Origin of the sequence: Sphaerisporangium sp. NPDC049002 (genome assembly GCF_040649355.1) — a bacterium.
Lineage (GTDB): Bacteria > Actinomycetota > Actinomycetes > Streptosporangiales > Streptosporangiaceae > Sphaerisporangium.
The window spans coordinates 1-19,197 of the sequence record NZ_JBEZFH010000010.1 but is presented as its reverse complement, the minus strand read 5'-3'; the positions used below and the strand labels follow the sequence as shown (position 1 = coordinate 19,197).

General features: G+C 70.6%; 19 protein-coding genes. 13 read left to right on the top strand and 6 right to left on the bottom strand.

Annotated features, from left to right (window positions below):
• Nucleotides 1-77 precede the first annotated feature (77 nt).
• Nucleotides 78-929 carry a helix-turn-helix transcriptional regulator gene (locus AB0B89_RS04110; protein ID WP_358547940.1) on the top strand — a complete coding sequence of 284 codons (852 nt, stop codon included), beginning with the start codon at nt 78-80 and terminating at the stop codon, nt 927-929.
• Nucleotides 926-1,126 carry a DUF397 domain-containing protein gene (locus AB0B89_RS04105; protein ID WP_358547802.1) on the top strand — a complete coding sequence of 67 codons (201 nt, stop codon included), beginning with the start codon at nt 926-928 and terminating at the stop codon, nt 1,124-1,126. The genes AB0B89_RS04110 and AB0B89_RS04105 overlap by 4 nt, the downstream gene beginning before the upstream one ends.
• A gap of 109 nt (nt 1,127-1,235) precedes the next feature.
• On the opposite strand, the gene lysS is transcribed toward AB0B89_RS04105, so the two are convergent.
• Nucleotides 1,236-2,954, bottom strand: coding sequence for a lysine--tRNA ligase (gene lysS, locus AB0B89_RS04100; protein WP_358547937.1), 1,719 nt, complete (start codon nt 2,952-2,954; stop codon nt 1,236-1,238).
• 177 nt (nt 2,955-3,131) lie between these two features.
• On the opposite strand from lysS, the gene AB0B89_RS04095 reads away from it, so the two are divergent.
• On the top strand, nt 3,132-3,851 hold the full coding sequence (locus tag AB0B89_RS04095) for a DUF6461 domain-containing protein (protein WP_358547800.1): 720 nt from the start codon (nt 3,132-3,134) through the stop codon (nt 3,849-3,851).
• Nucleotides 3,852-3,959: 108 nt separating this feature from the next.
• Here the strand turns inward: AB0B89_RS04095 and AB0B89_RS04090 are convergent, their stop codons facing one another.
• Entirely contained in the window at nt 3,960-4,439 is a 480-nt protein-coding gene (locus tag AB0B89_RS04090) for a hypothetical protein (protein ID WP_358547798.1), read from the bottom strand.
• Between the two features lie 275 nt (nt 4,440-4,714).
• Here AB0B89_RS04090 and AB0B89_RS04085 point away from each other — a divergent pair, with 275 nt between their 5' ends.
• From AB0B89_RS04085 to AB0B89_RS04075, 3 genes are all read left to right on the top strand, one after another.
• Nucleotides 4,715-5,173 (top strand): Fur family transcriptional regulator, encoded by a 459-nt coding sequence (locus AB0B89_RS04085; RefSeq protein WP_358547796.1) that lies wholly within the window; start codon nt 4,715-4,717, stop codon nt 5,171-5,173.
• A gap of 130 nt (nt 5,174-5,303) precedes the next feature.
• Entirely contained in the window at nt 5,304-5,954 is a 651-nt protein-coding gene (locus AB0B89_RS04080; protein ID WP_358547793.1) for a hemerythrin domain-containing protein, read from the top strand.
• A 145-nt stretch (nt 5,955-6,099) separates the two neighbouring features.
• Nucleotides 6,100-6,522 (top strand): hypothetical protein, encoded by a 423-nt coding sequence (locus AB0B89_RS04075; protein WP_358547790.1) that lies wholly within the window; start codon nt 6,100-6,102, stop codon nt 6,520-6,522.
• A gap of 166 nt (nt 6,523-6,688) precedes the next feature.
• Here the strand turns inward: AB0B89_RS04075 and asnB are convergent, their stop codons facing one another.
• Together asnB and AB0B89_RS04065 are read right to left on the bottom strand one after the other, a co-directional pair.
• Nucleotides 6,689-8,551 carry an asparagine synthase (glutamine-hydrolyzing) gene (asnB, locus tag AB0B89_RS04070; RefSeq protein ID WP_358547787.1) on the bottom strand — a complete coding sequence of 621 codons (1,863 nt, stop codon included), beginning with the start codon at nt 8,549-8,551 and terminating at the stop codon, nt 6,689-6,691.
• 165 nt (nt 8,552-8,716) lie between these two features.
• Nucleotides 8,717-9,349 (bottom strand): uridine kinase, encoded by a 633-nt coding sequence (locus AB0B89_RS04065; protein WP_358547784.1) that lies wholly within the window; start codon nt 9,347-9,349, stop codon nt 8,717-8,719.
• Nucleotides 9,350-9,730: 381 nt separating this feature from the next.
• Here AB0B89_RS04065 and AB0B89_RS04060 point away from each other — a divergent pair, with 381 nt between their 5' ends.
• Both AB0B89_RS04060 and AB0B89_RS04055 read left to right on the top strand, forming a co-directional pair.
• Nucleotides 9,731-10,861, top strand: a complete 1,131-nt coding sequence (locus AB0B89_RS04060; protein WP_358547781.1) for a lytic polysaccharide monooxygenase — start codon at nt 9,731-9,733, stop codon at nt 10,859-10,861.
• A gap of 99 nt (nt 10,862-10,960) precedes the next feature.
• Nucleotides 10,961-13,279, top strand: a complete 2,319-nt coding sequence (locus AB0B89_RS04055; protein WP_358547779.1) for a sialidase family protein — start codon at nt 10,961-10,963, stop codon at nt 13,277-13,279.
• A 24-nt stretch (nt 13,280-13,303) separates the two neighbouring features.
• Here the strand turns inward: AB0B89_RS04055 and AB0B89_RS04050 are convergent, their stop codons facing one another.
• Nucleotides 13,304-14,536 carry an esterase-like activity of phytase family protein gene (locus AB0B89_RS04050; protein ID WP_358547776.1) on the bottom strand — a complete coding sequence of 411 codons (1,233 nt, stop codon included), beginning with the start codon at nt 14,534-14,536 and terminating at the stop codon, nt 13,304-13,306.
• Nucleotides 14,537-14,763: 227 nt separating this feature from the next.
• On the opposite strand from AB0B89_RS04050, the gene AB0B89_RS04045 reads away from it, so the two are divergent.
• The 5 genes from AB0B89_RS04045 (at nt 14,764) to AB0B89_RS04025 (ending at nt 18,473) form a co-directional block, all read left to right on the top strand.
• Entirely contained in the window at nt 14,764-15,159 is a 396-nt protein-coding gene (locus AB0B89_RS04045) for a hypothetical protein (RefSeq protein ID WP_358547773.1), read from the top strand.
• A 98-nt stretch (nt 15,160-15,257) separates the two neighbouring features.
• Complete coding sequence (locus AB0B89_RS04040) at nt 15,258-15,842, top strand: carbonic anhydrase (protein ID WP_358547770.1); 585 nt, start codon at nt 15,258-15,260, stop codon at nt 15,840-15,842.
• 143 nt (nt 15,843-15,985) lie between these two features.
• Nucleotides 15,986-16,390 (top strand): metalloregulator ArsR/SmtB family transcription factor, encoded by a 405-nt coding sequence (locus tag AB0B89_RS04035; RefSeq protein ID WP_358547767.1) that lies wholly within the window; start codon nt 15,986-15,988, stop codon nt 16,388-16,390.
• Entirely contained in the window at nt 16,383-17,390 is a 1,008-nt protein-coding gene (locus AB0B89_RS04030; protein WP_358547765.1) for a cation diffusion facilitator family transporter, read from the top strand. Before AB0B89_RS04035 ends, AB0B89_RS04030 begins: the two co-directional genes overlap by 8 nt.
• Before the next feature lie 171 nt (nt 17,391-17,561).
• The gene (locus AB0B89_RS04025) at nt 17,562-18,473 is read left to right on the top strand and encodes a transglutaminase-like domain-containing protein (protein ID WP_358547763.1); all 912 of its coding nucleotides are present in this window, start codon (nt 17,562-17,564) and stop codon (nt 18,471-18,473) included.
• Between the two features lie 19 nt (nt 18,474-18,492).
• Here the strand turns inward: AB0B89_RS04025 and AB0B89_RS04020 are convergent.
• The coding region (locus tag AB0B89_RS04020) for a LysR substrate-binding domain-containing protein (RefSeq protein WP_358547760.1) at nt 18,493-19,197 on the bottom strand (705 nt) is incomplete at its 5' end.

Sequence of the window (19,197 nt, the reverse complement as noted above, 5' to 3'; positions counted from 1 at the left end):
GTCAATGCACTGTGCAGAATCGATTCGATCTGTGCCATTCGTATGTGGAAGAGTGCCCGGTCCGGCAGACTGTGCGCATGTCCATGGCACATAGCCCCACCGTCCGACTCCGGCGTCTGGCCCGTGAACTTCGCAAGATGCGAGAGACCGCCGGGCTGAGCCCTGAGGGTGCCGCCGCCCAACTCGGATGGAGCCGCAGCAAGGTAAGCCGTGTCGAAACCGGTCGCACCCGCGCCAGCCCTAACGACGTAGCCCAGATCTGCGACCTGTACGGCGCCGGCGCCTCGGTACGCGCCGTTTTGATGCAACTCGCGAAGGAAGTTCGTCAGCGAGGATGGTGGACGGCGTATGCCGACGTCTTCACGGGTTCCTACGTCGGACTCGAAGACGAAGCATCCCTCATCCGCCAATGGGAGGTGCAGCTCGTTCCCGGCCTGCTGCAAACCGACGAGTACGCGCGAACGGTGATCAGCGCTGGGCTACCGGACCCACACGACGCCGAAGACGTCCACAGACGAGTCATGGCCCGCATGGCAAGGCGCATGCTGCTGAGCCGACCCAACGCGCCAGAGCTGTACGCAGTGCTTGACGAAGGTGTTGTTCGCCGTCCGATCGGCGGTCCCGAGCTGATGCATGACCAGTTGGAAGCCCTTCTGATCTCTGCGCGCCGACCCAACGTGACGATCCGCATCCTCCCTTACAGCGCGGGAGCACACGCCGGGCTCGAAGGAGCCTTCACCGTCCTGTCGTTCGCTGAAGAGGTCGATCCTGATGTGGCCTACGTTGAAGGTACGGCCGGTGAGGTGTATGTCGAGAGTTCGGAGCAGGTAGACCGCTATAAAGTGGCTTTTGAACGCATCTGTGATGCCGCTCTGCCCCCGGACGAGTCCATAGGGCTCATCACTGACACCAAGGAACTCTTCTCATGACTGATCTGTCCAACGCCGAGTGGCGCAAGAGCAGCTTCAGCGGCAGCGGCAACAACTGTGTCGAGGTCGCATCGAATCTGCCCGGCGTCATCGGAGTCAGGGACAGCAAGGACCCGGCCGGACCAGCACTGATCTTCACCCCTGGCGAATGGTCGGCGTTCGTGAGCGGCGTCAGGACCGGCGAATTCGACGCCTGAGCCCACTGCCGACCGTCAACCTGGCAGACGTCAGACCCGGGGAGCCCTCGCTACGGCGAGGGCTCTCTCGCGTTCAGAGCAAGAACACAGATCTCTCGTACGGGCCGAGTCAGCCGCCCAGGAGCTTGCGTACGCGGTCGGCGCCGACCGCGAGCAGGAGCGTCGGGAGGCGCGGGCCGGTGTCGCGGCCGACCAGAAGTCTGTAGAGCAGGGCGAAGAACTCGCGCTGGGCGACCTTGAGCTCCGGGGTGGGCTTGGTGTCGGGGGCCAGGCCCGCCTGGACCTTCGGCACGCCGTACACGAGCGTCGTGAGCCCGTCGAGTGACCAGTGCTCGTCGAGCCCGTCGAGCAGCAGCCGCAGCGACTCGCGCTCGGTGTCGCCGAGGGACGCGAGCAACGGGGCGTCGGGCTCGTCGCGCACGCGGGTGCGCTGCTCGGCCGGGACCTGGGTGGTGATCCACCGCTCCGCGCGGTCGAGCCGGGGCCGGGTCTCGTCGAGGGACGTGATCGGGTGCTCGGGGTCGAGGTCGCGCAGGATACGAAGGGTCTGCTCGCTGTGGCCGGTGGTGATGTCGACGATCGAGGCGAGCGTGCGGTAGGGCAGCGGCCTCGGCGTGACCGGCAGCGGTCCGGCGGCGGTGCCGGTGGCACGGCTGTACGCGGCCACGTCGGCGGGCAGCGCGGAGCCGTCACTGATCTTGCGCTCCAGGGCGTCCCACTCGTCGTACAGCCGCTGGATCTCCTGGTCGAAGGCGATCTTGAACGACTGGTTCGGCTTGCGCCGCGCGTACAGCCAGCGCAGCAGCGGGGCCTCCATGATCTCCAAGGCGTCGGCCGGGGTGGGGACGCCGCCCTTGGAGCTGCTCATCTTGGCCATGCCGCTGATGCCGACGAAGGCGTACATCGGCCCGATCGGCTGCTCGCCGCCGAAGATCTCCTTGACGATCTGCCCGCCGACCACGAACGACGACCCCGGCGAGCTGTGGTCGACCCCGGAGGGCTCGAAGACGACGCCCTCGTACGCCCAGCGCATCGGCCAGTCGACCTTCCACACGAGCTTGCCCCGGTTGTGCTCCGACAGCAGCACGGTCTCGGCGTGCCCGCAGGCGCAGGTGTAGGACAGCTCGGTCGTCTCATCGTCGTACGCGGTGACCGTGGTCAGGTCGCGCTCGCAGACCGAGCAGTAGGGCTTGTACGGGAAGTAGCCCGCCGCCGCCGTGCCGTCGTCCTCCTCGGCGGCGCCGGAGCCCTCGGCCGCCGCCTCGGCCGCGGCGGCGTCGGCCTCGTCGAGCTTCTGCTGCGGCTTCTTGGGCGCGGCCGGCTTGTCCTTGGTGCGGTAGCGGTCGAGGATCGCGTCGATGCGCTCGCGCTCGCGCATGGCGAAAAGGATCTGCTCGCGGTAGGCGCCGGAGGTGTACTGCGCGGTCTGGTCGATGCCGTGGAACTCCACGCCCATCTCGGCCAGCGCCGCGATCATCGGCGCCTTGAAGTGCTCGGCCCAGTTGGGGTAGGCGCTGCCGGGCGGCGCGGGCACCGAGGTCAGCGGCTTGCCGATGTGCTCCGACCAGGACGAGTCGATGCCCACGGGGACCTTGCGGAACCGGTCGTAGTCGTCCCAGGAGATGATGTGGACGACCTCGTGGCCCCGGCGCCGGATCTCGTCGGCGACCAGGTGGGGCGTCATGACCTCGCGGAGGTTGCCGAGGTGGATGGGGCCAGAGGGGCTGAGGCCCGAGGCGCAGACGATGGGTTTGCCGGGAGCGCGGCGCTCCGCCTCGGCAATGACCTCGTCCGCGAACCGTGAGACCCAGTCGGCCTCGGCGCTCATAGCCACGATGGGCACATCCTTCCTAGGAAAGCCTGACGCCTCCATTCTCCCGGACCGCCGAAGTGGCCCGTGCAACCGTGGCGCGGTCTTGCCGGAAAGTCCTATGACGCCGCCGATTCTGTCGGTCGTCCTTGAAAGGATCATGATGCCTTAGAGCCATGGCGAAAGGATTCGGCGATGAGCGGTGCGACCGCGGCGGACTACGCCTGGTTGGGCGAGTCCGATGACGACTACTTATGCGACTCCGGCTTCTGCGTCACCTTCGTGCGTGACGTCTCGCCCGAAGAGGCGTTCCGCCGCATCGGCGTCACCCCCGAGCCGATCGATCTCACCCCCGAGCACATCAGCGTCACGCCCGAGCGCATCGGCGCGACCCCCCGGAGGACTGACGGCCCCGGGCGGACGGACGGCCCCGGCGGGCTCTCCGCCGACCGGCCCATCACCGCGTACGAAGCCTTCGGCGGCACCGTGCTCCTCGAACGGAACGGCTTCGCCGGGACGCTGGCCGAGGTGACACGACGGCTCTCGGCGGGCACGGTGATGGCGGCCGTCTCCGGCGGCCTCGGCCTGGAACGGCGGTTCCTGTACGCCGCCGACGGCCGCCTGATCACCGGCTTCGACCCGGACGGCTCCGGCGCGCGCTGGGGCGCGAGCCCCGGCCTGCTCCTGGCGCACATGCGTGAACTGGGCTTGCCCATTGGGGAACACGCGGGCGAAGATCCCGATGACGAGCCCCGCGACCCCAGCGACGATGGGGAACCCTGCGAACCCGGCGAAGGCGAGGACGATCCCGTGTTCGCCGCCATGGCCCTCGCCGAGCGCGCCACCGGCGTACGGGTGACCTCGGGGCACCTGACCAGGCGGGCGCTCACGGGTTCCGCCGCCCGCCTGTACTGAGCGAGCGTTCCCCGCGGCCCCACAGGCCGCGCGGGCGTTCCCCGCGGCCCCACGGCCGGTGGGCGTTCCCCGCGGCCTACGGGGCGGCCCACACGGCACGGGAGCACGTCAAGGCATCTCCGACGCCTGTGTCCGCTGGATGTCGGCGAAGGCGGCCTCCAGGCAGGCGTCCAGCGAACGGCCTGAGAGCGCTAGCAGGTCGGCGACGAGCAGCGGCGCGTGCCGGGCGACTTCCATCGCGTCGAGCCTGAAGTCCTCCGTGTCGGCCTGGTGCACCCCGAGGGCCCCGGCGACCAGCAGCACCAGCACATGGGGGTCGAGGCCCGGGAACCAGCCGGCCGCCGACCGCGCGCAGCGCGCGACCATCTCCTGGACGTCGTCAGCGGTCAGCCCGTCGGGGTGCAGTTCCTCCAGCGACATTCTCACCACGGCGCCCAGCACGAGGCCCGCGTGCTCGGAGTCGAGCGCGCCGAGCCGCGCCGCCTCCCGCTGGAACGTCTCCGCGTCACGCGACCGCGCCGCCGCCACGGCGTCGGCGGCCGTCTCGGCGACGACCCGCGCGGGCTTGGGCAAGTGACGCCAGGACACGCTCATCGGCTCCTCCGTCGGGCTCGGCAGGCCAGCATGCCACGGTGTCCCCCCCGGCGAGTAGTCCACGGCGGGACGGCCTCACGTCGGCCGCCCGAACCCCACACGACCTACGGCCCGAGCCCCACACGACGTACGGTGAGCGGGCGCCGGGCCGTCGCGGCGCCCAGGGAGAGCGCGCTGTGGAGCGCTGGGAAGAGCGGCCCGGTTGGTAGTGTTCACAGCGACGGAAGCCGTACGCGGAAGGCACTCGCCGACGGGTGGGAGGGCTCAGCATGACGTCGCAATCGACCCAACCGGCGCCACATCTCGACAGGCCGCCCACACGGGGCACCCGGGTCAGGGGCACCCGGCAGGCCGAGGCGCTGGTGTCGGTCCTCGGCAAGCTGTCGGGGTTCCACAGCGCCCAGGAGATCCACGCCGAGCTGCGCCGCCGGGGTGAGCGCGTCGGCCTGACCACCGTCTACCGTCACCTGCAGGTCCTCAGTGAGGACGAGGTCGTCGACGCCATCCGCGACGAGAGCGGCGAGACGCTCTACCGCCGCTGCGCGACCGGCGGTCACCACCACCACGTGACCTGCCGCTCATGCGGGCGCAGCGTCGAGGTCGAGGGCAAGGCCGTCGAACGCTGGGCCGCCCGCGTCGCGGCCGAGGCGGGCTTCGTCGACGTCGACCACACCGTGGAGATCTTCGGCGTGTGCCCCGGCTGCGCATCCGGCGCCTCCTCTCCCTGACCGCGCGATCTCTCCGGCCCCTCCGGCGCGGGGCCCCGGCAAGGGCGACAAGGCCCTTGAAGCCTCGGTGGTAGTGGCTTCCAAGTTCGCGTTAAGTCGGCGTGAAGTAGTGGCGCGCAGGGTGTGGAGTATGACAACCGCGACCAACGCCCCCCGGCGCTGTGCGGGTGAGCCCGCCCCCGACCTCGTCACGGCACTGGCGTTCCACGCCGGCCTGCGCCGCGACTTCCTGCGCCTGGCCGACGCCCTCGACAGGTGCCCTCCCGGTGACGTGCTCAGGCGCGCCCTGATCGACGAGCACACCGCGCTGATGCTGCGTGGCCTGCACCACCATCACACCTGCGAGGACACCCACCTGTGGCCGCTGATTCGCGGGCTCGTCCCCGAGGCGGGCCCGGTCCTCGACCGGCTGGCGGCCGACCACCAGGAATTGGACGCGGTGGTCGAGCGGCTGGCGGTCGCCGGCAGGCCCGCCGGGGAACAGGCCGAAGATCTGCGCAGGTTCCACGAGATGCTGAGGACTCACCTCGATCTGGAGGAGGCGGAGGTCGTGCCGCTGATCACCGAGCACGTCAGCGCGGCCTGGTGGGAGAAGACGAGCAAGGCGTCCAGCAGGGGCCACGGCCGGGACCTTCCGATGATCATCGCCTGGACCATCGACGCCGCGGGCCCCGAGGGCGGCGAGCACATCTTCAGGACCGGGCCCTTCATCCTGCGGCTGCTCTACCGGCTTTTCTGGCAGCGCGCCTACGAGCACCGTGTGGCCCAGGTCTTCGGATGATCGGCCCGGCCGCGCGTACCCCCGGCACTGGAACGCCGCGAGCCCGCGCCGCCCTCGGGATCCCCGAACTCCGCCCCAGCTAGTCCCTGGAAATGTCGGTGCCACGGCTTAGGCTGCTGGGGACGAACGACAAGGGGAGGTAGCCGTGGAACTCGATCTCGACAATGCGGTCGTCCGGCTGTGCGCCGGCGGCATGCGGGCCGAGTCCGAGGGCAAGCCGGAGGACGCCCGCCGGTTGTTCGACCAGGCGTGGTCCGAGCGGGGCGACGACTTCGACGCCTGCGTGGCCGCGCACTACGTCGCCCGGCAGCAGGATTCCCCGGAGGAGACCCTCCTGTGGAACGCCGTCTCGCTGCACCACGCGAACGCCACGGCAGATGAGCGCGTTCTGGAGTTCTACCCCTCGCTGTACCTCAACATGGGCGCCTCGCACGAGCTCATGGGCGACCCCACCGAGGCCGCGCGCTACTTCCGCCTCGCGGCCGACCACGCAGGTGACCTCCCCAGAGGCCCCTACGGCGACATGCTAAGGCAGGGCATCGCCGACGGCCTCGAACGCGTGAGCTGACCCCGGCCGCAGTGCCGGCCGCAACACGGGCCCGCGCGCCGCTCGACCCGGCGGTGGCGGTGCATGTGCCGGGCACGGTGCCCATGCCTGACTCGTCAGGACGCGGGTCGCTCATCTCGGCGGGCGCGGACGCGCGCCGGAGACACGGGTGTCCGGGCGGGTGCGGTCACACGTTGATTCGCACCTTGTACTGTTCCAGCCAGGCGTTGAACTGCAGAAGGCCCTCAAGGGCGGCCCGCACATCGTGGCGGCTGACCGTGCCCTGCGGCTGCTCCAGCATGGCCCGCACCCTGTTGACGTCGATCATCGGCTCCGCGGCGAGCCGCCCGCCGGCGAGCAGGCGGGCCGCCTCCTCCCGCAGGGCCTTCTCGTACGCGGGGTCCTGCGTCGAGGGGTAGGGGCTCTTGCGGCGCTCCAGGACCGAACGCGGCAGCACGTCGGTCACGGCGGCACGCAGCAGGCTCTTCTCGTGCCCGTCGAAGGTCTTCATCGACCAGGGCGTGTTGAAGACGTACTCCACCAGCCGGTGGTCACAGAACGGCACCCGCACCTCCAGGCCGACGGCCATGCTCATCCTGTCCTTGCGGTCGAGCAGGATCTGCACGAACCGGGACAGGTGCAGGTAGCTGATCTCCCGCATGCGCTCCTGCGACCCGCTCTCCCCCGGCAGGCGCGGCACCTCGTCGAGCGCCTGGCGGTAACGCTGGGCGCGGTAGCCGGGGATGTCCAGCTTGGCCAGCAGACCGGGGTCGAGGACGTCCTCCAGGGCGGTGAACCGCGCGCCCCCGTGGGCCGCCAGCCAGGGGAACGTGCCCGCGTTGACCGCCTCCGGGTCGTGGAACCAGCGGTAGCCGCCGAAGACCTCGTCGGCCGACTCCCCCGACAGCGCGACCGTCGAGTAGGCCCTGATCGCCCTGAACAGCAGGTAGAGCGAGGTGTCCATGTCGCCGATGCCCACGGGCAGATCGCGTGCCCGCAGCACGGCGGCCCGTATCTTCGGGTCCATGAGCTCGGCGGAGTCGAGGACGATGTCGGTGTGCTCGACGCCGAGATCCTCCAGGTGCCGGACGAGGTCGTGGACGTACGGCGTGTCCGGGGTGTCGCGCATCTCGTCGGGGCTGAAGTTCTCGGTGTAGCCGACGAAGTCGACGGAGAACGAGCGGAGCTTGCCCTTGCCGTGGGCCCGGAGGCCCTTCGCGGCGAGCGCGGTGACGGCACTGGAGTCCAGGCCACCGGACAGCAGCGTGCACAACGGCACATCGGAGATCAGCTGCCGTTCGATGATGTCGTCCAGCAGCCCGCGAATGGTGTGGACGGTGGTCCGCACGTCGTCGGTGTGCTCGCGGGCCTCCAGCCGCCAGTAGCGGTCCTTGGCCACCCCCTGCCGGCTGACCGTGACGACCCCGCCTGGGCGCACTTCGTACATTCCCTGGTAGATCGCGCATTCCGGAGTCTTGACGAACGAGAGCAGCTCTCTGAGCCCATCGGCGTCCACCCTGGGCGGCTGGGACAGCGGGTTGGCGAGGATCGCCTTGGGCTCGGAGCCGAACAGCACGCCCGCCCGGGTCGGGTAGTAGTAGAGCGGCTTGATCCCGAGCCGGTCGCGGACGAGCACCAACCGGTCCTCGCGGGCGTCCCAGATCCCGAAGGCGTACATGCCGTTGAGGCGGCTGCCGAGATCGGCTCCCCATTCGAGGTAGGCGCGCAGGACGACCTCGGTGTCGCTGCGGGTGCGGAACCGGTGACCGCGCGCGGCCAGTTCGGCGCGCAGTTCCTGGAAGTTGTAGACCTCGCCGCTGTAGGTGAGGACGGCCAGGACCTCGCCGTCCTCCTCGGCGACCATCGGCTGGCGCCCGCCCTCGATGTCGATGATCGCGAGCCGCCGGTGGCCCAGCGCCCCATGTGGAGAGAGCCACATCCCCTCGTCGTCCGGCCCACGGCAGGCCATGGTCTCCGTCATGTCGCGCAGGGTGTCCCGTGACTCCTGAAGATCGCCCTCGAAGTCCACCCACCCACAGATTCCGCACATCTCGACGACCCCACGTTTCGTCGGAAGAGCAAGTCGTACCTGGTCAAGCCCCTAATAGGCCCCCTGCCCTGTAGAGGACCGCGGCAACCCTGACCGTTCCGCCACCAGGCCGGCCGGCAAGGACCGCCGACAAGGGCGGCCGGCGAGGGCGGCCGGCGAGGGCGGCTAACGAGGCCGGGTGACGATCGCGGGGTGCCGGGGGTCGTCGACGCGGACCACCACGTCGGCGGTGTCCAGAGGAGCGGCCTCCTCCTCGTACCTCGCGTAGGCGGGCAGGGTCCACCGCTGGTCCTCGGCGGTCCGCCGGGCCAGCGCGCCGGGCGAGAGCCACAGGTGAACGGTCACGTCGAACGGCAGCCAGCGGCCGAGCAGCAGCGCCCCGTCCACGACCAGGACGCCGCCCCGCGGCATGGTCACGTAGGACGCCCGTGTGGCCCGGTCGATCTTGGTATCCCACAGCGTCGGGAGCACCTTGCCCGAACCGCCGGGTTCGAGCGGGTTCAGGACCTCACGCGACAGGCCGCCGTGGTCGAGCCAGTCGTCGTAGAACGCGTCGGGGTCCGTGCGGCCGTACTCGAAGCGGAGCGACGCCGGGCGCAGGAAGTCGGCGGCCGAGACGCGGAGGACCTCGCGACCACGCAGGCGCAGCGGCGCGACCAGCGCCCCGGCCAGCTCTCCCGGCCGTGCCGCGGGGGCTCCGTCGAGCGCGACCCTCACCCAGGCGTCCTCGGGAGCGTCGGCTATGCGATCGGCGAGTTCCTCGGCCAGCGCCGAGGGCGAGATGGGGCGTACGTCCACCCCATCATCCTGACCGATCTCCGGGATTCGCGAAAATTTCACGCCGTTTCATCCGGCGTACGGCACGCCCCGGCGCGGATCACGGGTCCTAGCTGCGACGGGACCGCCGTCCCCCCGAGGGTACGGCCGGCCGTGCCGCGGGCCGATTCCCACCCCAGCTGCGGCGGCCTACAGTTCGTTACGCGTGAGCGCTTTCGCATGCTGGTCCGCAGTCGACGGCTTGTTCGCCCCACGGCGACGACCGGTTACTTCACCAGGTCCTCGGTGACTCCTTGACGTGCTTGATGTCCGTGACGTGCTCAAGCGTGCCGGACGTGCTGCCGCCATGGACGTCGAAGGTGTGCGCCGGGGGCCTGCGTCGTAACCCTCGAAAGGTGTTCCATGAGAAAGCGACGAAAGATCACGCTCGCCGGCGCCGCCGCGATCGTCACGACCCTGCTCGTGGTGGTGTTGTTCCCGGGCACGGCGTCGGCGCACGGGGCGATGATGATGCCCGGCAGCCGGACGTACCTTTGCTGGAAGGACGGGCTGACCTCCAACGGCGCCATCGTGCCCAACAACCCGGCCTGCGCGGCGGCGGTCGCGCAGAGTGGTACCAACTCCCTGTACAACTGGTTCGCCGTGCTGCGCTCCGACGGCGGAGGCCGTATGAGCGGCTTCATCCCCGACGGCAAGCTGTGCAGCGGCGGCGCGGTCGTGTACGACTTCAACGGCTTCGACCTCGCCCGCAACGACTGGCCGGTGACCCACCTGACCTCGGGTGCCAACATCCAGTTCCGCTACAACAAGTGGGCCGCGCACCCGGGGTCCTTCCGCACCTACATCACCAAGGACAGCTGGAGCCCCACCCGCCCGCTGGCGTGGAGCGACCTGGAGAGCACGCCGTTCTACACCGCCCCCGACCCGCCGAGCGTGGGATCGCCGGGGAACGCGGACTCCTACTACTACTGGAACGCGACGCTTCCGTCCGGCAAGAGCGGGCGTCACATCATCTACTCGGTGTGGCAGCGCTCGGACAGCCAGGAGACCTTCTACGGCTGCTCGGACGTGGTCTTCGACGGCGGTAACGGGCAGGTCACCGGCGTCGGCCCCGGCGGCGGCGGGCCCTCCCCGACGCCCACCCCCACCCCCACGGTGACCCCGACCGTCACGCCCACCCCCACGCCCACCGTCACTCCGACGCCGACGCCCACCCCCACCCCGACCGGCGGCACCGGCGCGTGCTCGGCCACCTTCAAGACCACCAGCACCTGGTCCGGCGGCTACCAGGCCGAGGTCACGGTCAAGAACAACGGCAGCGCCTCGCTCAACGGCTGGACGGTCAAGTGGACCCTGCCCAGCGGTACGACGATCAACAGCCTGTGGAACGGCACGTACACCGTCAGCGGATCGGCCATCACGGTCAAGAACGCCGACTACAACCGCACCATCGCGGGTAACGGCACCACCACCTTCGGGTACGTGGCGTCGGGGACCGCCGGGACTCCGGCGCTCACCTGCACGAGCCCATAGAAGAAACCCGGTGAGGGGGCGGCGGGCGCCGGTGAACACCCGGTGAAAGCGCGGTGGACTTCCTGCGCCGCGCGAGCCGGGTCATGTTCGCTGTGATCCATGAGCCCGACCGTCCCCCCGGACCGGAACCGCGCCCCCGCCTGGCCGGACGCCGACGTCGTCGGCCAGGCGGTCAGCGCCCCCGTCACCGTCTACCGGACGGTCGAGACCGACTCCCACGGTGAGCTGGCCCACGAGGGGAACCGCGTCCCCGACGTCGTCGCGCTCGACGCCCGGCGCGTCGTGGCCGCCTGGCGGGCGGGGGCGCGCGACGCGCGGGACCCGTCCCCGACCGACCAGGGCTCCATCCTGTACGCCCGGTCCGCCGACGGGGGCCTCACCTGGACGACCGGCACGCTCGCGGCGGCGACCTCCACCCACCGCTACCACTACGTGATCTTCCTGAACGACGGCGGCACCCTGTACGCGCTCCTCGGCCGGATCACCACGGCCGCCGACCGGGACGCGCGGGGCGAGGTGGACGGCTTCCCGGTGGCCATGGTGGCGAAGAAGAGCACCGACGGGGGCCGTACCTGGACCGGCTTCCCCGTCACCGTGGACGTCCCGGCCAACGGCAGGGGCGTGGTGGTGGCGGGCAAGCCGATCAGGCACGAGGGAACCTGGCTGGTCCCCTACTGGCGGGAGTCCGGGGGCGCCACGCGGGCGGGCGTGCTCCGCTCGTCCGACCTGACGACCTGGACCTCGGGCGCGCTCGCCGCGAACCCTCCCGGCGTCGGCGTCGAGGAGCCGCAGCTCGCCGTCTCCCATGACGACCCTGGCACGCTGCTGATGGTGGCGCGCACGCTGAACCTCACGGGCGGCACGTCCGCCGCAGCCAGGGACGCCTTCTACCGCACCCACACCTCGTACGCCGCGACCGCGACCAGCACGGATGGCGGGCTCACGTGGTCCCCGATGACCCTCGACCCCAATATCCCGAATTATTACGTCAAAGGGTTCTTCGCCAAGGACGCGAACGACCAGTACCTCACCATCTACACCACGCTCGCCGGGCCGTTCACGGGCGCGGGGGCCGACAAGCCCGATCAGTACCGCGAGGTCCTCTGCTACAAGGTCAAGCGGCCGCACACCCCGTGGGGCCCGGGGCGGCTCTTCGCCGACGGCGCGCGGCTGACCAGGGGCGCGGCCCGGGGCTGGGACGTGTACGCGAGCGCGGACGAGTACGAGCCCGGCCGGTTCTTCGTCGTCTGGGAGCACAACCAGACCAACATCAAGGTGGCGAGGCTCGACGTCTCCGGGGCGTTCACCGGAGTCGGCCCCGGCTGGAACGACCTCGCCGGCTGGACGGTGACGAGCGGCGGGGGCGGCGGGGGGACTGTCGAGCTCGACGGGTCCGGCCGCCTGCGCCTGGCCGACGCCTCGGCCGGCGGGGCGGGGTTCTCCGGGATCACCCAGCGGTACGGCCCGTCCAGCGGGTTCGTGGCGGCGATCAAGGCCCAGGTCACCGCGTACTCCCGGCTGGACCCCGCGACCGGGGCCGGGGCCGGCCTCGCGCTGAAGGTCGCCACCGGCGTCAGGAGGCTGATGCTGTCCCTCCAGCCCGACGGCGTGTACGCGTTCGTCCAGGGCACGCCGGGGTGGAGCCGCGTGTACGCGGCGGCCGGCGACACCGCGGCCCCGCACCTGTGGCAGGTGGCCGTCGACGCGCGGGGGAACGCCGCCCTGTACCGCGACGGCGCCGAGACGGCGGCCCGCTGGGCCGTCTCCGCCTCCGGCGAGGCCCCGCAGGTGTCGGTGTGGTGCTCGGGGACCGCCGCCGCCCCCGCCGGGGCCCTGGTCGACTTCGTCGAGGTGGCCGACAACGTCGCGAGCAGCACGTGGGACACGTTCGGCGACTGGACCCTCGACCCCTCCGGAGGTACGGCCGAGGTGAAGGACGGCGCCCTGCGGTTGCGCAGCGCCGGCCAGAAGGCGTCGAAGGCGTCCATCGGGCTCGACGTCACCAGGGGCTGCGACTTCACGCTTGAGTTCCGGGGCCGGGTGGACGACGACAGCGCCCTGGACCCCGTCACCGGCGAGGGCGTCAGCCTCGGGACCAAGGTCGCCAACGGCTACGTGCGGCTGATGCTGGCGGTACAGAAGAGCGGGGTCTGGACGATCAGGAAGGGCTCCTCCGTGTGGGAGAAGGTCTACTCCTCGGCCACCTCCCCGGCGCCGTCGACCTGGAAGGTCACGGTCGACAGCGCGGGGACGGCCAGGCTCCACCGCGACGGCGCCGACACCGGCGCCACCTGGGCGGTGCAGAGCAGCCGCGAGAACCCGCAGGTGACGCACTGGGTGACGGGCACCTCGCACGGCAACGCGGCCGAGGCCCGCATCGAGTGGACCCGCGTCACCGCCACCTCCCCCGCCGGCTGACCGAGCCGGCGGGGAAGGGCGCCGTCAGCAGCGGGTGGCGCGGGGGTCGGCGCCCAGCGGGCGCGACAACCGTACGGTGATGAACTCGTTGTTGTCGGCCTTGCCGGGCGTGCGGCCGGACGAGCCGGGGAAGTTGTTGTCGTTCAGCACGCCGAGCGTCGAGTCGTCGAGGATGACGACGTCCTCGATGGTCACGAACGGGAAGCGGAAGGTCGTCCCGAAACCGCCGAGGCCCTTGGGGTTGGCCAGGTCGAGGAGGTCGACCACCTGGGTCTTGTCGACCTTGCCGTCACGGTCGCGGTCGCGGACGTCGATCAGGTAGATCTTCTTCAGCGCCGCGGCGTCGCCCTGCGCGCCGTCCCGCTCGATGACCAGGAAACGGTTCTCGTCCACCGTGATCATGTCGCCGATGGCGTTGCTCGGCGCCTCAAGCTGGTAGATCCACTTGCGGCCGGTGTAGGAACGCTTGCGCAGGTCGAACTCGTTGATCCGGAGCGAGCCCGCAGGGTCGCCGGCCACGGTGCCTTCGAGCATCGGGTAGAGCTTGCGGCCGTCGACCGAGCGCGCCATGCCCTCGAAGCCCTTGCTGCCGCCGAGGTTGGGCTGGGCGCCGTTGAGGTAGGGGTTCTCGGGAGCCTGCACGCCCGGCAGGGTGATCGGGGCTTCGAGCATCTTGCCCTTGGCCGAGAAGTGCAGCAGGAACGGGCCGAACTCGTCGCCGATCCAGTAGGTGCCGTCCGCGTCCCTGACGATCGACTCGACGTCGAAGTCGGAACCCGTGAGCGTGCGGTCCGCTCGGGTCAGCGGGAAGGGGACGCGGCGGTCGGGGTCGCTCAGGTTGACACCCCCGATGACCTTGACGGCGCCGGACCGGAAGTCGGGCTTGATCCGCTGGATCCGCAGGAGGAAGTCGCCGCTGTTGGCCTTGTTGCCGTACCCGTTGTCGGACAGCACGTCGAAGCTGCCGTCGTCACGGCGGAGCACGCCGCTGAAGCCCTGAACGGGCTGGCCGGGGAACGGCGCGGCGATCCCGTTGACCGGGGTCGTGCCGAGCGCGGAGCCCGACGGCTCGCTGCCGGGAACGTAGGTCTCGGCGGGGAGGGACGCGAAGCCGGTCAGCGTCGCGCGGCCGAACTTGCCGTCGCCGTGACCCGGGCGGCCGCCGTGGCCGTCGTGCCCGTGGTCCGCGGCGAAGGCCGGAGCGGAAAGGCTCAGCGCCAGTACGGCGGCGCTCAGGCCGATCATGGTTCTCTTCATGGCCGTCACGTTAGGGATGCCTCGTGACCGGCGGCACAACGCCGGATGGCCCGCAGGTGCCGTGTCGTGATCGAGGAGCCCGTGCTCACGAAATCCCGTGCAATAAGGGGTTTTCGGCCCTGCCCCCCACCGTGACCAGCGCCTTTGCCAAACAGCCGATGTACGGAACACGAGCCTTCGACTACTATCAGTAGTCAACTGCATGCTATAAGTAGTGGAGCGATGCGTTGACGGAGCGACGATCTGAGGTGCGGGCGGCTCTTCGCACCTTCGTGGCCGTGGCGGCCGTCATCCTGCTCGTCCACGGCATCGCTCCGCACGGCGGTCACTTCGGCGGCCTTCCGGTCGCCCAGGCGGGTCCGGTCGTTCCCACGGCCGCGTCACCGCCGGACCCCGCCCCTCCGCAGGCTCCCGAGGACATCGACCACGACGGCTGCCCGAAGCCGGGGGGGCATCCCTGCTCCGCCGGATGGGCCAAGCCTCCCCAGCCGCCGTCACGTCACGGGCGCCCCGCGAGAGCGCTCGGGAGATCGGCCCGCCCGGCGAGGCCCTACGGCGCGGGCGTCTCCGCCCTGCGATGGACGCGGGCGTCGGGGCCGCGACTGCCGATCTTCCGCTGCTGATCGACGGGCTCTCCGCGCGCGAACGCGGGGACCGGGCGCGCTCGCGCGCGTCCGGCCGGTCTTCCATGCCCGTCATCAGCACGAAGGAGTCCACTCCCATGCAGTCGTTGATCGACCATGCCCGGACGTTCCACCAGAAGGTCAGCGGGGGCCGAGAACAGGCGGCCACCCTCAGAGAAGGCGTCTCGCCCCAGGCGATGTTCATCACCTGCTCCGACGCGCAGGTCATCCCGTCGCTGATCACCGGAGCCCGGCCCGGCGAGCTGTTCGAGTTGCGCACGGCGGGGAACGTCATCCCGCCCTACCGCCTCGGCCGCCTCACCGCCGAGGCCGCCACCATCGAGTACGCGGTCAACATCCTCGGCGTGGAGGACCTGATCGTGTGCGGCCACACCCACTGCGGCGCCGTACAGGGCCGGATCCGCTCCTGGACGCTCCGCTCGGCCCCGACCACGCGGTGGTGGCTGCTCCAGACCCACCGCTGGCGGGAGGCGCGGGTGACAGGGGACGAGGAGCCCGGGCGCGCCCATCTCATCGCCCAGCTCGACAAGCTGCGCCGCTACCCCCGGGTGGCCCGGCGCATCGCCGGCGGGCGGCTGCGCCTGCACGGCTGGTTCTACGAAGTGCACACCGGCGTGGTCTCCAACTACCAGCCGGAGACCGGGGCCTTCACGCCCCTGTGACCCTCCGTCAGGCCACGACCGTCTGATCCTGGATCCCCCCAGGCTGTGCCGTACCGGCCCGGCTCCGGTACGGCACAGCGCTCCTCCCACGGCACCACTCCCGGAGTCGACAGGTGGAGCCCCCGTTTCCTACACTTCGATATATGAAGGATCGTTCAAGCGTTGTAGCGATGGAGCCCGACGCGTGCTCGGTACCGGTGGTGGACGCGGAGCGGGTGTCGTCGGTACGCCGGGCGCTCCCTGGCGAGGAGACGGTGCAGGACCTCGCCCAGGTGTTCGGCCTGCTCGCGGATCCCGGCCGGCTGCGGATGATGGCAGCCCTGCTGGAGGGCGGCGAGATGTGCGTGTGCGACCTCGCCGCCGCGACCGGCCAGAGCATGTCGGGGGCCTCCCACGCGCTGAGACTGCTCCGGATGCGCCGGGTGGTCAAGGTGCGCCGGTCCGGGCGGATGGCCTACTACCAGCTCGCCGACTCCCACGTGCGCATGCTGTTCGACCTCGCCATCACCCATGCCAGACACACGGAAGGGGAACTGGGCGATGGGTGACACATCCGGCGCCGAGCGGGGACACGGCCATGGCCACGGGCACGGGCACGGGGTCAGCGCCGAGGCCGACCGGCGCTACCTGACCGGGGCGCTCACGCTCATCGTGGGCTTCATGGCCGTCGAGGTGGTCATCGGCTTCATCGCGCAGTCGCTGGCGCTGATCTCGGATGCGGGCCACATGCTGACCGACGCCATCGCCATCGTCTTCGCGCTGGTCGCGATGCGCATCGCCCAGCGTCCGCCGCAGGGCGGCTTCACCTACGGGCTCAAACGCGCTGAGATCATCTCCGCGCAGATCAACGGCATCACGCTGCTCCTGCTGAGCGCCTACTTCGTGTACGAGGGCATCGGACGCCTCATCACGCCCCCCGTGGTCGAGGGAGCGTACGTCGTCTTCACCGGCCTGACCGGGATCGCGGTCAACATCGCCGCCACCTGGATGCTCAGCAGGGCCAACCGGTCCAGCCTCAACGTCGAGGGCGCCTTCCAGCACATACTCAACGACCTGTACGCCTTCGTGGCCACGACGGTCGCAGGACTGGTGATCTGGCTCACCGGCTGGGGCCGGGCCGACGCGATCGCCGCGCTGGTGGTCGCCGCGCTGATGCTCAGGGCCGGGTGGGGCCTCGTGCGCGACTCGGCCAGGGTCTTCATGGAGGCCGCGCCCGCCGGGATGAACCCCGCCGAGATCGGCAGGAAGACGGCCGCGCTTGAGCACGTCGTGGAGGTACACGACCTGCACATCTGGGAGGTCACCTCGGGCTACGCGGCGCTGTCCGCGCACATCCTGGTGACACCGGGCGCCCACTGCCACGCCGTACGGGTGGCCGCCGAGCGCCTGGTCCGCGACGAGTACGGCATCGGGCACACCACCTTGCAGGTCGACCACGCGACGCCCGAGCTCCTCGCCATCGGCCAGGCCGACGCGCACTGCGCGGATCCGCACGGCCCCACGCATCGGGCCGATTCTCCCGTCCCGCTCCCTCCGAACCGGCGCTGACCACGCTCCGGAGGTCGCTCCGCTGGGCCGGTGGGGCGGGTGATGTGAAGGGGACGCGGCCGGTCCATGTTCTGGTACCGCCGAATTTACAAACGATATTGTGGACATTTGCCATTAGCGCCCGTCAAGCTAAGGCCGCGCGGTTCCGGTCTACAGCGAGGGAAGGCGACAATGACCGACGCACGTCACACTCTTGAAGCCGAAGAGCAGGCCTTCTATCTCGCCCACAGCGTCTTCAGCGACCCCGGGGATCTCGGCAGGCTGGAAGGCGTTCCGAGCGACCCGTCCGAGCTCGCCCTGATGGTCCGAAACCTCCTGATCCACCGGGAGGAGACCACCTACTTCGGCTTCACGCTGCCGGACCACCGTAAGAACGAGGCCGAGACGCGCTACGTCTCCGCCATCCTCAGCATCATCAGCGAGCGGGACGGCCAGCCCCTGACGGTCGCCCGCCCGCCCGAGAAGCGGTTCGCCGGAACCTGCCGCGACTTCGCGCTCCTGCTGTGCTCGCTGCTGAGGAGCACGGGCACGCCCGCCCGGATCCGCTGCGGCTTCGCCTCGTACTTCTTCGCCGGGTCTTACAAGGACCACTGGGTCGCCGAGTACTGGAGCCCCGAGCGCGGATGGACCCTGGCCGACGCCCAGCTTCCGGCCCCGGAGCTGATGGAGGAGTTCAAGATCTCGTTCGACCCGATGGACGTGCCGAGGGACGGGTTCCTCGTGGCGGGCGACGCCTGGCGGGCCTGCCGGGCGGGCCGCTCCGACCCGGAGAAGTTCGGGATGCCGTTCCTCAACCTGTCGGGCATGGACTTCGTCCAGAGCAGCGTCGTGCGCGACCTGGCGGCCCTGAACAAGGTGGAGGTGCTGCCATGGGACGGCTGGGACCTCGCCGAGCGGTTCCACAAGGACCTCCAGGACTCCGAGCTGAGGCTGCTGGACACGGTCGCGGACGCCGAGAGCGACGGCGGCCCGTTCTCCCTGCTGAGGAATCTGTTCCTCGCCAACCCCGGTCTGCGCACCCCGTCGGCCGTCACCTCCCACTCGACCTACGCGGGCACGAGGACCGTCCCCCTGCGCTCCTGACCCGGTACGGGCCCCGGGGTCAGGCCGGTCGCCCGCGTCCCCTCGCGGTCTGGGTTTCCCGGTCGCCGGCGCCGCCCCGGCGCAGGTGCTCGACGAACCCCGCGGTCGCGGCCGTGGGGGCCGGACTCGGGTGCCAGGCGAGGCCGATCGGCCGCCGCCGCTCCGGTACGAGCGGGCGGTACACGGGGTCGTCGTGTTCGAGCACCGCGGGGCGCGGCAGGACCCCCACGCCGAGCCCGGCGCTGACGAGCCCCCGCACCGTGGCGATCTCCTCGCTCTCGAACGCGATCACGGGCGCGAACCCGGCGTCCTGGCACAGCCTGTCGATCACCCGGCGCAGGTCCGTGGTCTGGGCGAAGGCGATGAACGGCTCGTCGCGTACGTCCCTGAGCGCGAGCCCCGACACGCCGGCGAGCGGGTGGTCGGCGGCCAGGGCGATGCAGAGCTGCTGGTCCCGCAGCCCGTGCCAGAGCGGGTCGCCGCCGTCGCGGGGCGGGGTGACCAGCGCGGCGTCGATGTCCCCGTGGCGCAGCCAGGCGTACAGTTCGCGCGCCAAGCCCTGGTGGAGCTCGAACCGGATTCCCGGTGTGACGGCGCGGTAGTCGCGAAGGAGTTCCGGCACCAGCCAGCCACGCCAGCCGGACCAAGTGAATGAACTGCTCTTCCTGCCGGGTACGCGCTGCCATCTACCGACCTCCATCCCATGTAGGTTCCCGGTCATGAT